At 68.3% G+C, this 13,920-nt stretch carries 13 protein-coding genes; 6 read left to right on the top strand and 7 right to left on the bottom strand.

Annotation, left to right across the window (positions count from 1 at the left end; all coding sequences use genetic code 11):
* Position 1: 1 nt before the first annotated feature.
* Both AC5Y39_RS02100 and AC5Y39_RS02095 read left to right on the top strand, forming a co-directional pair.
* Positions 2 to 1,726 carry an N-acyl-D-amino-acid deacylase family protein gene (locus tag AC5Y39_RS02100; protein WP_500016056.1) on the top strand — a complete coding sequence of 575 codons (1,725 nt, stop codon included), beginning with the start codon at positions 2 to 4 and terminating at the stop codon, positions 1,724 to 1,726.
* The gene (locus tag AC5Y39_RS02095; RefSeq protein WP_500016055.1) at positions 1,723 to 2,286 is read left to right on the top strand and encodes a carboxymuconolactone decarboxylase family protein; all 564 of its coding nucleotides are present in this window, start codon (positions 1,723 to 1,725) and stop codon (positions 2,284 to 2,286) included. Before AC5Y39_RS02100 ends, AC5Y39_RS02095 begins: the two co-directional genes overlap by 4 nt.
* Here the strand turns inward: AC5Y39_RS02095 and AC5Y39_RS02090 are convergent.
* The 3 genes from AC5Y39_RS02090 to groL form a co-directional block, all read right to left on the bottom strand.
* Positions 2,275 to 3,099, bottom strand: a complete 825-nt coding sequence (locus AC5Y39_RS02090; protein ID WP_500016054.1) for an SDR family NAD(P)-dependent oxidoreductase — start codon at positions 3,097 to 3,099, stop codon at positions 2,275 to 2,277. The genes AC5Y39_RS02095 and AC5Y39_RS02090 overlap by 12 nt on opposite strands.
* A gap of 85 nt (positions 3,100 to 3,184) precedes the next feature.
* Complete coding sequence (locus AC5Y39_RS02085; protein WP_500016053.1) at positions 3,185 to 4,057, bottom strand: type IV toxin-antitoxin system AbiEi family antitoxin; 873 nt, start codon at positions 4,055 to 4,057, stop codon at positions 3,185 to 3,187.
* Between the two features lie 304 nt (positions 4,058 to 4,361).
* Positions 4,362 to 5,987: a chaperonin GroEL gene (gene groL / locus AC5Y39_RS02080; protein ID WP_499905579.1), complete on the bottom strand. Its 1,626-nt coding sequence runs from the start codon at positions 5,985 to 5,987 to the stop codon at positions 4,362 to 4,364.
* A gap of 193 nt (positions 5,988 to 6,180) precedes the next feature.
* Here groL and AC5Y39_RS02075 point away from each other — a divergent pair, with 193 nt between their 5' ends.
* Together AC5Y39_RS02075 and AC5Y39_RS02070 are read left to right on the top strand one after the other, a co-directional pair.
* A complete protein-coding gene (locus AC5Y39_RS02075; protein WP_500016052.1) occupies positions 6,181 to 6,678 on the top strand; it encodes a cupin domain-containing protein in 498 nt (165 codons plus the stop codon).
* Between the two features lie 58 nt (positions 6,679 to 6,736).
* Positions 6,737 to 8,428, top strand: a complete 1,692-nt coding sequence (locus tag AC5Y39_RS02070; RefSeq protein WP_500016051.1) for a DEAD/DEAH box helicase — start codon at positions 6,737 to 6,739, stop codon at positions 8,426 to 8,428.
* Here AC5Y39_RS02070 and AC5Y39_RS02065 read toward each other — a convergent pair.
* The 4 genes from AC5Y39_RS02065 to AC5Y39_RS02050 all read right to left on the bottom strand — a co-directional run bounded on the left by AC5Y39_RS02065 (position 8,425) and on the right by AC5Y39_RS02050 (position 11,692).
* Positions 8,425 to 8,898 carry an SRPBCC family protein gene (locus tag AC5Y39_RS02065; protein WP_500016050.1) on the bottom strand — a complete coding sequence of 158 codons (474 nt, stop codon included), beginning with the start codon at positions 8,896 to 8,898 and terminating at the stop codon, positions 8,425 to 8,427. The genes AC5Y39_RS02070 and AC5Y39_RS02065 overlap by 4 nt on opposite strands.
* Positions 8,899 to 8,928: 30 nt before the next feature.
* Positions 8,929 to 9,741 carry an HAD-IIA family hydrolase gene (locus AC5Y39_RS02060; RefSeq protein ID WP_500016129.1) on the bottom strand — a complete coding sequence of 271 codons (813 nt, stop codon included), beginning with the start codon at positions 9,739 to 9,741 and terminating at the stop codon, positions 8,929 to 8,931.
* A gap of 98 nt (positions 9,742 to 9,839) precedes the next feature.
* The gene (locus tag AC5Y39_RS02055) at positions 9,840 to 11,231 is read right to left on the bottom strand and encodes a PH domain-containing protein (protein ID WP_500016128.1); all 1,392 of its coding nucleotides are present in this window, start codon (positions 11,229 to 11,231) and stop codon (positions 9,840 to 9,842) included.
* Positions 11,232 to 11,257: 26 nt separating this feature from the next.
* Entirely contained in the window at positions 11,258 to 11,692 is a 435-nt protein-coding gene (locus AC5Y39_RS02050) for a PH domain-containing protein (protein WP_500016049.1), read from the bottom strand.
* A gap of 115 nt (positions 11,693 to 11,807) precedes the next feature.
* On the opposite strand from AC5Y39_RS02050, the gene AC5Y39_RS02045 reads away from it, so the two are divergent.
* Positions 11,808 to 12,725: an SDR family NAD(P)-dependent oxidoreductase gene (locus AC5Y39_RS02045; RefSeq protein WP_500016048.1), complete on the top strand. Its 918-nt coding sequence runs from the start codon at positions 11,808 to 11,810 to the stop codon at positions 12,723 to 12,725.
* On the top strand, positions 12,725 to 13,915 hold the full coding sequence (moeA, locus tag AC5Y39_RS02040; protein ID WP_500016047.1) for a molybdopterin molybdotransferase MoeA: 1,191 nt from the start codon (positions 12,725 to 12,727) through the stop codon (positions 13,913 to 13,915). The genes AC5Y39_RS02045 and moeA overlap by 1 nt, the downstream gene beginning before the upstream one ends.
* Positions 13,916 to 13,920 lie beyond the last annotated feature (5 nt).

The following is a 13,920-nucleotide window of genomic DNA, read 5'->3' as shown; positions in this document are numbered from 1 at the left end:
GATGAGCTACGACCTTGTCATCCGCGGCGGCACGATCGTCGACGGCCTCGGTGGCGATCCGTTCGTCGGCGATGTCGCCGTCAAAGACGGGGTGATCGTGGGTCTCGGCGCCGTCGACGGAGCCGGGACACGGGAAATCGATGCAACGGGCTTGCTTGTCACGCCGGGCTTCGTCGACCTGCACACCCACTACGACGGGCAGGCCATCTGGTCGGACCGGTTGACGCCGTCGTCGCGGCACGGCGTCACCACCGCGGTGATGGGCAATTGCGGCGTGGGCTTCGCGCCGTGCCGCCCCGAAGACCACGACGTGCTCGTCGACGTGATGGCCGGCGTCGAAGACATCCCCGGCGTGGTGATGGCCGACGGACTGCCGTGGGACTGGGAGACGTTTCCGCAGTACCTCGACGCGTTGGAGGCGCGGCAACGGGATATCGATGTCGCCGCCTATCTGCCGCACTCGCCGCTGCGGGTCTACGTGATGGGCGAGCGGGGGGTGAACCGCGAACCCGCGACCGACGAGGATTTGGCCCGCATGCGGGCGCTGGCCCGGGAGGCGGTCGAGGTGGGTGCCGTGGGCTTCGCCTCGTCGCGGTTCGTGTTGCATAAAACCGCTGGAGGACAACAGATTCCGACGTACGGCGCGGCGCGCGACGAGATCATGGCCATCGCTCAAGGGATCGCCGAGGGCGGCGGCGGGCTGATCCAATTCGTTCCCGACATTCCCGCCGGGGGCTACGAATCGGTGCTCGGAGCGGTCTTCGAAGTGGCTCAGGATGTCGGACTGCCGGTGACGTTCAGCATGGCCACCGGCAACAGCGGCGACCCGATGTGGCCAGACGCGTTCACGTTGATCGAGAAGTTCACTTCGGCGGGCGTCGACATCACTGCGCAGATGTTCCCACGGCCGATCGGGCTGGTGATCGGACTCGAACTCAGCGGCAACCCGTTCGTGCTGTGTCCGAGCTACCGGGAGATCTCCCATCTGCCGCTGGCCGAGCGTGTCGCCGAGATGCGTAAACCCGAAGTGCGCCAACGGATCCTAAACGACAAGCCGACCGTGCAGGGCAATCCGCTGCTGCACCTGGCGCAGATGTGGGAATGGATGTATCCGCTGGGCGATCCGCCGGACTACGAGCCGCCGGCGTCGTCGAGCATCTTGGCGCGGGCCCTCGCGCGCGGAGTGGATCCCAAAGAGGAGGCCTACGACCGGCTGCTCGACGACGACGGGCACGCCATGCTCTTGGTGGCGATGGGCAACTATCAGGACAACTCACTGGACACCCTGGGCCGGCTGTCGCGCCGCGATGACGTCGTGCTGGGGCTGGGCGACGGCGGCGCGCACTACGGAATGATCTGCGACGCAAGCTTTCCCACGTTCCTGCTCGCGCACTGGGCGCGCGACCGGGCGTCGGGACGGCTGAGCGTGGCAGAGGTGGTTCGCGAACTGACGTCGGTGCCGGCCCGGGTGGCCGGTCTGCATGACCGCGGCCGAATTGCCTTGGGATACAAGGCAGATCTCAACGTGATCGATCACGCCGGGTTGCGGCTGCACCGGCCGGTGATCACCCACGATCTGCCGGCCGGCGGCAAGCGGCTGGACCAGACCGCCGACGGGTATGTCGCGACGATTGTCAGCGGCGAGGTGATCGCGTCGAATGGCGAGCCCGCCGCGGCGCGACCGGGGCGGCTCGTGCGGGGACGGCAACCGGCACCTGCGGCATGACGCGCGTCGCACCGCTGGCTCCGCCGTGGAGCGAGGAGGACGCCGCCGCGATCAACAGCTGGGGCCATCCCGATCGCAGCTATGAGCCGCTGCTGTTGGTGCGCTGCCTGCAGCGGCACCCCGTGTTGGCCGCCCGGCTGCGCAAGCTGGGCGAGTCGCTGTACGTCGATGCGCGCCTGCCACCGCGGCTGCGCACGATCGCAATTCTGCGCACCTGCGCGCTGCTGGGATGCGAGTACGAGTGGGGCGGGCAGGCCGCGTTCTGGGGACCGATCGTCGGCGTCAGCGGTGACGAATGCGACGCGCTGGTGACCGGCGGGGCCGACGATCCGCGCTGGAGTGCGTCGGAACGTGAATTGCTCTGTGCTGTCGACGAACTCGAGCACACCGGGTCGTGGTCCGATCAGACGTGGACGGCTCTGGGCCGCGATCTCGACGACGAGCAGCGGATGGAGCTGCTGATCGTGGTCGGCTGGTATCGGACCATCTGCACGTTGTGCAACGGTCTGGCGTTGCCGACCGAGGGCTGGATGCGGCGCTGGCCTGCGTCAGCTGGCTGAGCGGTCGCGCCGCAGTGCCGGATGCTGACGGGCCAGCAGCGGCAGCAGCACTCGCCGCGGCATGAACTGCAGCAGCCGGGTGCTGATCTGGCTGGGCAGCCCGGCGATCACCAGCCCCCGATCGTCGGCGACGGCGTCGACACCCGCTTTTGCCACCTCGCGCGACGGCATCCACAGCACCTTCGGGAATGCGTCGGCGAATGTGCGTTCGTCCATGCCCGCGGTTTTGAGGAACTCCGTGCGCACCGGACCGGGGCACAGCGTGGCGACTGTGACACCGGTGCCGGCCAGTTCACCTCGCAGCCCTTCGCTGTAGGTGTTGACGAACGCTTTGGTGGCCGCATAGCAGGACTGACCGGGGAACGGATGGAACCCGGCGGTGGATCCGACGTTCAAGATGGCGCCGCGACCGCGTGGCACCATCTGCTGCAGCGCGCGGGTGGTCAGATCCACCACCGCTTCGACGTTCACTCGAACCTGCGCGAGTTCGTCGGCAACCGGCGACTTGACCACCGAGCCCATGGTTCCGATCCCGGCGTTGTTCACCAGGATGTCGACGGTCAGGCCGCGCTCGGCGACCGCGTCGAGAAGCCCCGCCCGCGCATCGGCATCGGCGACGTCGCACGCGATCACCTCCACGCGCACCGTCGAACCAAGCTCGGCGGCCAACTCGCGAAGGCGGTCCTCACGCCGCGCGACGAGCGTGACGCCGTGGCCGCGCGCCGCCAATTCGCGGGCGATGTCTGCTCCGATACCGGACGAAGCTCCGGTGACGACGGCGGTGGTGGTCGGCGAAGGCGGCGGCAGCGGCATCGCTCGACGGTACTCGGCCGCCTCTCCGCGCCGAGTGTGCGGCGTCGTAGACGACACGCCGCGGCAGGCCTTCAAAGCCGCACAGTCACCACGTCTTCGGGCAGCCGCGCGCGATCAGCGCCGCACCGACGCGGTCGAAGAAGGTCTGCCGTCGGTTGAGGAGCATGCCGCTCGTCACGCGGATGTCGTTCCAGCCCAGTGCGGGTAAGACGTTGTACCGCTCGGCGTCCTTCGAACGTTGCCCCGGATCGGTCCAGTGATGCGCGCCCTCGAAGTCGACGCCGACGAGGTACTTTCGCCATCCCATGTCGATGCGAGCCACCACAAAGCCGAACTCGTCGACGAAGATGATCTGGGTCTCCGGTCGCGGAAAGCCAGCCTCTATGAGCAGCAGCCGAGTAAGCGATTCGTAGGGCGACTCTGCCCCACCGTCGACGAGATTCAACGTCTGGCGCAGCTGACATAGGCCGCGACTACCCGGGTGCGCTGCGATGACGGTTTGAATGTCGACGACCTTCACGTCGGTGGCATTCATCAGAGCATCGATGCGCTGCACGCCTTCCTTGAGGGGCAACCGCCGACCGAGGTCGAACGCGGTTCGCGCCGGCGTTGTCACAGGCATCCCGGCGATGCGCACACATTCACCGGGTGCGAGCGCGTCGCTGCGCACTACGAGTGACGGCGGTGGCCGCCTGTTGTTGTGAATGAGCTCCGCCGGAGTATCCGGCTCGACCCATCGCGCACCCAGCATTGCGGAGGCCGACAACCCGGCGAGGACTCCGCGGCCCCGAGACCACAACCATGCCGCCCGCGAGCGCTGCGCGGTCGAAAGTTCGACTGCGCGTGGCACATACACGCCGGGGTAGACGGGCGTATAGAACCGCCGCAACTCGTGGATCGTCAACTCACCGGCTTCGACTGCGTCCCAACCCCTGAACGGCCACTTGACTTCTGCCATAACAGCAGGGTCGTCGGGGTGCCCGACAGGAATCCCCCGCAGCGCCGACTTATCCACAGCCTCCCGACTGTGCGAATTCGTAGCGCCCCGACGGCGTGTCGCCTACGACACCGCACACTCAGGGGGAGGCCGGTGGGCGGCCGGGCCGCGCCGCACAAATCCCCGCGACTGTGCGAATTCGTATGCCCCACTCGGCGTGTCGCCTACGACACCGCACACTCGGCGCGAGGGCATCGGCCGCACCCGCACGCACCGCACGAAAAAGCCCGGCTCCCTTGGGAACCGGGCTTTTCCGTAGGCAGACTCAGAAGTCCATGCCGCCCATGCCGCCGGTCGGGTCGCCCGCAGGTGCGGCCGCCTTCTCCGGCTTGTCAGCGACAACCGCCTCAGTGGTGAGGAACAGGCCCGCGATCGACGCGGCATTCTGCAGCGCCGAGCGCGTCACCTTCACCGGATCGGCCACACCAGCGCCCAGCAGGTCCTCGTACTCGCCGGTGTCGGCGTTGAGGCCATGCCCCGACGGCAGGTTGCGTACCTTCTCGGCGACCACACCGGGCTCGAGGCCGGCGTTGAACGCGATCTGCTTCAGCGGAGCCTCCAGCGCCACCTTGACGATGTTGGCACCGGTGGCCTGGTCACCCTCGAGCTTGAGCTCGTCGAGCGCAGGCGCGGCCTGCAGCAGGGCCACACCGCCACCGGCGACGATGCCCTCCTCGACGGCCGCCTTCGCGTTGCGCACGGCATCCTCGATGCGGTGCTTGCGCTCCTTGAGCTCCACCTCGGTGGCGGCTCCGGCCTTGATCACCGCAACGCCGCCGGCCAGCTTGGCCAGCCGCTCCTGCAGCTTCTCGCGGTCGTAGTCGGAGTCGCTGTTCTCGATCTCCTGGCGGATCTGCGCGACGCGGCCCGCGATGGCGTCCGGATCACCGGCGCCTTCGACGATCGTGGTCTCGTCACGGGTGACGACGACCTTGCGGGCGCGGCCGAGCAGCGACACGTCGGCGTTCTCCAGCGTCAGGCCGACCTCCTCGGAGATCACCTGGCCGCCGGTGAGGATCGCCATGTCCTGCAGCATCGCCTTGCGGCGGTCACCGAAGCCCGGAGCCTTGACGGCGACGGACTTGAACGTGCCGCGAATCTTGTTGACCACCAAGGTGGACAGGGCCTCGCCCTCGACGTCCTCGGCGATGATCAGCAGCGGCTTGCCGGCCTGGATGACCTTCTCCAGCAGCGGCAGCAGATCCTTGACCGTGCTGACCTTCGACGAGACAAGCAGAATGTAGGGATCCTCGAGCACCGCTTCCTGACGCTCGGGGTCGGTCACGAAGTAGCCCGAGATGTAGCCCTTGTCGAAGCGCATGCCCTCGGTGAGCTCGAGCTGCAGGCCGAAGGTGTTGGACTCCTCGACCGTGATGACGCCCTCGTTGCCCACCTTGTCCATCGCCTCGGCGATCAACTCGCCGATGGCCGGGTCGGCTGCGGAGATGCCGGCGGTCGCGGCGATCTGCTCCTTGGTCTCGACCTCCTTGGCCGACTTGAGCAGCGTCTCGGTCACCTTCTCGACGGCCTTCTCGATGCCGCGCTTGAGCGCCATCGGGTTCGCACCGGCCGCGACGTTGCGCAGACCCTCGCGCACCAGCGCCTGCGCCAGCACCGTCGCAGTGGTGGTGCCGTCACCGGCGACGTCGTCGGTCTTCTTGGCGACTTCCTTGACCAGCTCGGCGCCGATCTTCTCGTACGGGTCCTCGAGCTCGATCTCCTTGGCGATCGACACGCCGTCGTTGGTGATCGTGGGGGCGCCCCACTTCTTCTCGAGGACGACGTTGCGGCCCTTGGGACCCAACGTCACCTTTACCGCGTCGGCGAGGCTGTTCAAGCCCCGCTCGAGACCACGCCGGGCCTCTTCGTCGTACGCAATGATCTTGGACATTTGCGAAGTAAATCCTCCGGTTGGGGGGTGACGTTCCGGGCCGGGTCAGTGCCCGCGACGGACGACCTCTGCTGTCTTCAGGGCTTCGGTCTCACCGTCCCGACCTAGCACTCGCCGGTCGGGAGTGCCAACGTCATTCTTAGCACTCGCCTATGCCGAGTGCAAGGTGCGGCCACATGGCAGGCTTGGGGCGATGTCGCTCGTCGTACCGCCCTATCCGCCGGCCCGGTACACCGCCCACGAACCCGAGGTCAGCGCCAGCCTGCGTCGTGGCGACCAGCCCGCCGACTACGTGGCAGGTGGGCTGGTCGAATACCACTACCTGGCCAACCAGCAGAAAACCGACGGCGACTACGGGCTGTATCGCGTCGAGCTGGCCGCGAGGGCCGGCGGACCGGGCCCGCACTTCCACCGGGCGATGTCCGAGGCGTTCTTCGTGCTGTCCGGCAGCATCAAGCTCTACGACGGGCGCGAGTGGGTGGACGGCGCACGCAACGACTTCCTCTATGTCCCACCGGGCGGCGTGCATGGTTTCCGCAACGAAGCCGACGAACCGGCGTCGATCTTGATGTTGTTTGCTCCAGGCGCACCGCGCGAGCAGTATTTCGAGGGACTTCCCCAGCTCGGCGACATGACCGACGATGAGCGCCGCGAGTGGTTCATTCGCCACGACAACTTCTGGGTGCCGTAACGGCGTGTGGCCGTAATCCCTTGCGCTACACTGTTCTTCGATCAGTGAGGAGTCTTGGGTGCGGGCTGGTGCTGCGCCCGACACCCAGGCTTTGCGGGGCTGGCAGCGTCGGGCATTGGTGCGGTATCTTGCCGCGCGGCCGCGCGATTTTCTTGCCGTGGCCACTCCCGGTTCCGGCAAGACCAGGTTTGCCCTACGCGTGGCCGGCGAGCTGCTTGCCGACGGCACCGTGGAACGGATCACCGTGGTGGTGCCCACCGAGCACCTCAAGACGCAGTGGGCGGCAGCGGCTGCATCCGCCGGTATGGCGCTCGATCCCAAGTTCAGCAACGCCTCGGGGCACACGTCGTCGGAGTACCACGGCGTCGTGGTCACCTACGCGCAAGTGGCCAGCCATCCGGTCCGGCACCGGATCCGCACCGAGCACTACCGCACGCTGGTGGTGTTCGACGAAATCCACCACGGCGGCGACGCGAAAAGCTGGGGTGACGCCATCCGCGAAGCGTTCGACGACGCGACGCGCCGGCTGGCGCTGACCGGTACGCCATTCCGCAGCGACGACGCACCGATTCCGTTCGTGAGGTACGAGCCCGACGGCGAGGGCGTGCTGCGCTCGCGCGCCGACCACACCTACGGCTACGCCGAGGCACTGGCCGACGGTGTGGTCCGGCCGGTCGTGTTCCTGGCGTACTCCGGCGAGGCGCGGTGGCGCAGCAGCGCCGGAGAGGAGCACGCGGCCCGGCTCGGCGAGCCGCTGACCGCCGAGCAGACCGCACGCGCCTGGCGCACCGCGCTGGATCCTTCCGGGGAATGGATCCCCGCCGTGCTGCAGGCCGCCGACACCCGGCTGCGCCAGCTGCGGGTCGGCGGCATGCCGGACGCCGGAGCGATGGTGATCGCCTCCGACCAGACTGCGGCCCGCGCGTATGCCGAGGTGCTCACCCGGCTCACCGGCGAGCAGCCGACCGTCGTGCTCTCCGACGATCCGGGTTCGTCCAAACGCATTGCCGAGTACTCAGCCGGCACCAATCCGTGGCTGGTGGCAGTGCGCATGGTGTCCGAGGGTGTCGACGTGCCGCGGCTGGCGGTCGGTGTGTACGCGACGAGCGCGTCGACGCCGCTGTTCTTCGCGCAGGCGATCGGGCGTTTCGTGCGCTCCCGACGTCCCGGCGAAACCGCGAGCATCTTCCTTCCGTCGGTACCGTCGCTGCTGGATTTGGCCAGCCAGTTGGAGGCGCAACGCGACCATGTGCTGGGCCGTCCGCATCGCGAATCGCTCGGCGACCCGCTGGAGGGCGAGCTGGCCGAACGTCGCCGCAGCGAGCCGACCGAGGACAAGGGGTTCGAGTCGCTGGGCGCCAGCGCTGAGCTCGATCAGGTGATCTTCGACGGCGCGTCGTTCGGCACCGCGACGCCCGCCGGTAGCGACGAGGAGGCCGACTACCTCGGCATCCCCGGGCTGCTGGACGCCTCCCAGATGCGAGACCTGTTGCACCGCAGGCAAGAAGAACAGCTGACCCGGCGTACCGCCGCAGGCGAGGTCCCGGCACCGCGCACCACCCACGGCCAGCTGCGCGAGCTGCGTCGTGAGCTCAACACGCTGGTGTCCATCGCGCATCACCGAACCGGCAAGCCACACGGCTGGATTCACAACGAGCTGCGGCGGATCTGCGGCGGACCGCCGGTGGCGGCGGCGACCACCGACCAGCTCAGAGCACGCATCGAGGCCGTGCGCACCCTGAAGGCTTAGCGGGCTTGCGCCAGCCGCGCGAGGTTGGTCAGCGAATTCTCGAGGTGCGACAGGTCGAACGGCGGGAAACCGATGTGTTCGCGCAGCTGCTGTGGCACTGCCGACCAGTCGTAGGTCAGCGTCACTTCAGTATGGTCCGAGCCGGCGGGCTCGAGGTCGTAGCGCCAGATCCAGCCGCCGAATTCGACGTTGCCGTTCCCGTTCTCTTGGCCGGGCTGCCAGGCGATCACGCGCGGGCGGTCGAAAACCTCGACGCGATTGGCCATCTGATAGTGCTTGTGGGGGTGGTTGTCGTGGTACATCGCCATCCGAAACAGCTGGCCCGGCTCAGTCAGGCGCTTCTCGTCCAGCGATTCGCGCACCCAGCCGGTGCCGTCGATCGCCTGGGGCGTAGCGGGGTCGGCCAGCACGTCGAACACGGCGTCGACGGGCGCGTGGATGGTCAGTGTGGAGTGGATGCTGTCAGTCACACCGATACAGACCTGCGCCGGGCGGTGAAGTCATCGCGACAGCCCCAGCAGCTCCGGCAGGTCGGCCACCGAATCGATGACGTGGTTCGGCTGCATCGCGAATTCGTCTGCGGCCCAACGATCTAACGTGTCTTGACGGAACTTGCCGGTGCGCACCAGCACACCCGTCATGCCGACCACCTGGGCGGCCAGCACGTCGTTGTTGAGATCGTCGCCAACCATGTACATCTGTTCCGGGTCGACGCCGAGGCGGGCAGCCGCGGCGAGGAATCCCGCCGGCGCGGGCTTGCCGACGGCGGTGGCCTTCCGTCCGGAGGTCTGCTCCATCCCGATCAGGTACATGCCGGTGTCGATCCGCAATCCCTCGGTGGTGGTCCAGGCCGTGCTGCGGTGCATTGCGACGACGGGCACGCCCTGGGCCATCCAGTCGTAGACGCGGCTGAGCGTGAGGTGGTCGTACTCGGGGCCGGCCCCGCCCATGAGGATGACGTCCGGCGGTCCGTCGTCGGCGTATTCCGTGGAGGCGACGACGTCGACGCCGGGCATGTCTTCGGTGATGTCGCCGCTGTTGACCAGGAAACATCGCGCGTGCGGGTAGTTCTGGCGCACATACTCGGCGGTGAGCGCCGCCGCGGTGATCACCTCGTCGGGGCGCACGGTGATGCCGGCGTCGGCCAGGGCCTCGGCGATCTGCTGGCGGGTACGCGTGGTGGTGTTGGTCAAATACGAGCAGGCGATCTGGTGGTCGGTGAGGATGCGCACCGTCTCGGCGGCACCCTCGATCGGCTTCCAGGACGTGACAAGCACGCCGTCGATGTCGAACAACACCCCGCCGACGCCCATGGTCCCGACGATAAACGGGGCGCTCAATGGGCGCGAGTGTGCACTCTGGTACGCCTGGCGTCGGCGTGTCGGTGCGCAGACACGCACCCTCGCGGAAACTAGCGGCGGGTCCAGATGCTGTCGGCCACCCACGGCGACGCCTCGGCGGCCACTGACCACGCCAGCTCGGCGGGCACGTCGATCAGCTGGTAGTGCTTGCGTCCGGCCGCGGTGGCGGCGATCAACGTCGCGACGCCGGCGCGCCGCTGAAACAGCGTCTGGCGCACGGTCCAGCCGATGATGCCCTCGCATGCGATGCAGTCGCGCCGGCGTTCCAGGCTGCCGGTGCGTGCGACAAGCCAGCCGTCGGCCACTCGATGCCCCAGGGACCGGACGCGGTCCATCGCCAGCAGTGCGCACACCGCCGCTGCGGCCGCCCACCCCGCCCATACCCAAACCGGAAGCGGCGCAAGGCAAATCACCGCAGCCGACACGGCCGGGACAGCCATTGCCCGGGTCCAGCGCCGGCGCGCCGCCGCCCGGCCATGCCCGCGCAACGGCCCGTCGACGGCCGCTTCGTCGTCGACCAGCTCGGCCAGAACCGCCTTTGCGGTCGCCGCCGGGCACGGTGGCAGCAGCACTGACGACTCCCCTTCGCCGTGCACGCCCGTCATCACCGCGTCCAGCCGCGCGCCCCGCAACAACCGGACCAGCAACGGTTCACGAAGTGTGCCGCCGCGCAGCCGCCGCATGTCGAAGGTGTGCTCGCGCACCCGCAGCACCCCGTGGCGCAGATGCAGAACGCCGGCATCGCGGCGCAGCACCAGGTTTCCGTAGGTCGCCCACGACCACAGCACCGCCAGCGACAACGACACCAGCAGTACAGCGACAACGCCGACGGCGACGACGACCGCGATGCCGGCCCGGTGCGCCGCCTCGGTGCCGGCCTTCGCCACCCGTTCGGACAACGTCACGCCGACGCCTGCCTGGTAGGCCAGGCCGATCACGGCGCCGATCATCACCACACCCGAGAAGTTCAGCGGCGCATACCGCAACCACGACGGGTGCCAGCGCGCCAGCACCTGTCCTACAGCCTGTTCGGGCAACGGCACCGACTCAGCCAGCAGCGCCGCACGCAGCTGCGGCACCTGCGCGGCCGCCACCGCGTCCAACGCGAACGCATTGTCGCGATGCGCCTCCTGACCGGTGCCCACCCGTAGCACGGTCAGGCCGAGCATCCGGTGCAGTAACCGCGAGTCGGTCTGTACTGACCGAATCCTGTTGCGCGGCACAGACATCGACCGCCGACGCAGCACACCGGTGCGCAGCTCCAGATACTCGTCAGAGATGCGGTATGTGGTGAAAACCCAACGCAGCAGCCCGATTCCGACCACCACGCCCAGCGCTGCAAGCGGCCAGCTGTTGTTGCCTGTCGAGGATCCCAGAACCAACGACCCGACCAGCACCGGCAACTGACGCAGCACCTCGTGCACCGGATGCACCAACAGCATGCGCGGGCTCAGCCGTTGCCAGGAGGTCACGTCGCGTCCTCGGCGCCCAGCGCCGCGATGTCGGTGAGTTGCGCGACAAGACGATCAGCCACGTCGGCGTCCAAAGCGACGATGTGCACCGCACCGGCCGACGAGGCCGTCGTCACGGTCACGTTGGCCAACCCGAAAAGCCGGTCCAGCGGGCCGCGGTACGTGTCTACGGTCTGCACCCGCGAGATCGGCGCGATGCGCCGCTGCTGCACCAGCCACCCGCTGCGTGTGAACACCGCCTGCGAGCTGATCTCCCAGCGGTGCACCCGATAGCGCCACGCCGGAACCACGCCGACGTGCAATGCCATCAGCACGATCGTCGCGAACGCGACAGCCAGATGCCACCAGAGGTGCGACGGCTGCACCACCCACCACACCACCTGGGAGGCCGCCGGCACGATCCACGCGGACAGCGCAGACAGCGCCCACATCAACGGTGCACGACGGCTAGGGGGATTCGCAGGCTCGGCGAACGTAAGCAACGACAGATTCCTGTTGGATTAGCTTTGACCGGTATGACGATACGTGCGGCCTGAAGGAGAGACGATGAGCAGCAAGTGGACCACCGCTGACATTCCCGACCAGTCGGGCCGGATCGCGATCATCACCGGAGCCAACACCGGCTTGGGGTTCTGGACCGCCAAGGCGCTCGCCGACATGGGCGCCCACGTGGTGCTGGCGGTGCGCAACCTGGACAAGGGCAAGCAGGCCGCGGCGCAGATCAGCGCCGACAACCCGAACGCCGTCGTCGCGTTGCAGCACCTGGATCTGACCTCGCTGCAGCAGATCCGTGAGGCGGCCGAGGAGCTGAAGGGCAACCACCAGCGGATCGACCTGCTGATCAACAACGCAGGCGTGATGTACACCGACAAGAGCACCACCAAGGACGGCTTCGAGCTGCAATTCGGCACCAACCACCTCGGCCACTTCGCGCTCACCGGCTTGCTGTTGGAGCGCCTGCTTCCCATCGACGGCTCGCGGGTGGTGACGGTCAGCAGCATGGCCCACCGGATCATGGCCAAGATCCATTTCGACGATCTGAACCTGGACCGCGGCTACAACCGGGTGGCCGCCTACGGGCAGTCCAAGCTGGCCAACCTGTTGTTCACCTACGAGCTGCAGCGCCGCCTGAAGCTCAAGGGTGCGCCAACCGATGCGCTGGCGGCGCATCCCGGCGGCTCGAACACCGAACTGCTGCGCAACATGCCGGGCTGGATTCGCTCGACCGCACAAGCCGTGTGGAACGTGTTCGCGCAGAGCGCCGAGATGGGCGCGCTACCGACGCTGCGCGCGGCCACCGACCCCACGGCGCAGGGCGGCCAGTACTACGGGCCAGACGGGCTGGGCGAGCAGCGCGGGCATCCCAAGGTGGTGAAATCCAGCAAGCAGTCCCATGACCCGCAGCTCCAGCGCCGGCTGTGGGAGGTGTCGGAGGAACTGACCGGCGTCACGTATCCCGTCTGATGCGCTCGGTCGAGGAGCACGCCCGGGTAGTCGCCGGGTTGATCCGGCCGCGGCCGGCGATGCGGGTTCCGCTGGCCGAGGCGGCGGGACTGGTGCTCGCCGACGACGTGGTAGCGCCGCTGTCGTTGCCCGGTTTCGACAACTCCGCGATGGACGGCTACGCAGTGGTGGCCGACGATGTCGCCGCCGCCAGCCCGGAGAATCCGGTGGTGCTGCCGGTGGTTGAAGACATTCCCGCCGGCCGCACCGACACGCTGACGCTGAAACCCGGTACCGCGCACCGGATCATGACCGGCGCGCCGGTGCCGGCGGGTGCGACGGCCGTGGTGCCGGTGGAGGTCACCGACGCCGGAACGGACACGGTCGCGGTGCGCGCAGCGCCGAGGCTCGGTCAGCACATCCGCCGGGCCGGCGAGGACGTCGCCGCCGGGATGACCGCACTGCGGGCCGGACAGATCGTCACGCCGGCCGCGCTGGGGCTGGCCGCCGCACTCGGGCTCACCGAGCTGGCCGTGATCCCGCGGCAGCGTGTGCTGGTGGTGTCGACGGGCGAGGAGCTGGTGCCGCCGGGGCAGCCACTTCGGCCGGGACAGATCTACGAATCCAACGCGGTGATGCTGGCCGCCGCGGTGCGCGACGCCGGCGGCGAGGTGGTAGCCGCCCCGATGACCGGTGACGACGTCGGTGATTTCCGCCATGCGCTCCAGACATACGCCGGCCTGGCCGACCTCGTGGTCACCACAGGTGGGGTCAGCGCAGGCGCCTACGAGGTGGTCAAAGACTCGCTGCGGGACGACGGCATCGAGTTCGTCAAGGTCGCGATGCAACCCGGCATGCCGCAGGGTGCCGGCCAGTTGAACGACACTGCGGTGGTCACGCTGCCGGGCAACCCCGTCAGCGCGCTGGTGTCGTTCGAGGTGTTCGTCCGGCCCGCCCTGCGCATCGCGATGGGCTTGCCGTCGCCGCACCGGCCCAGGCGCGCAGCAGTGCTGGCCGATGCGCTGACGTCGCCGCGCGGCAAGCGTCAGTTTCGCCGCGGCGTGCTGGACGGGGATCACGTGACGACGTACGGGCCGCCCGCATCGCATCACCTGCGGTGGCTGGCGTCGGCGAACTGTCTGCTCGAAATCCCCGAGGACGTCACCGAAATGGCGGCCGGAGCGCAGGTGCAAGTGTGGGACTTAAGATAGCGGCC

This window comes from Mycobacterium sp. NGS39 (assembly GCF_059812765.1).
The sequence above is the reverse complement of the archived record's forward strand: the minus strand, read 5'-3'. Positions and strand labels throughout refer to the sequence as shown.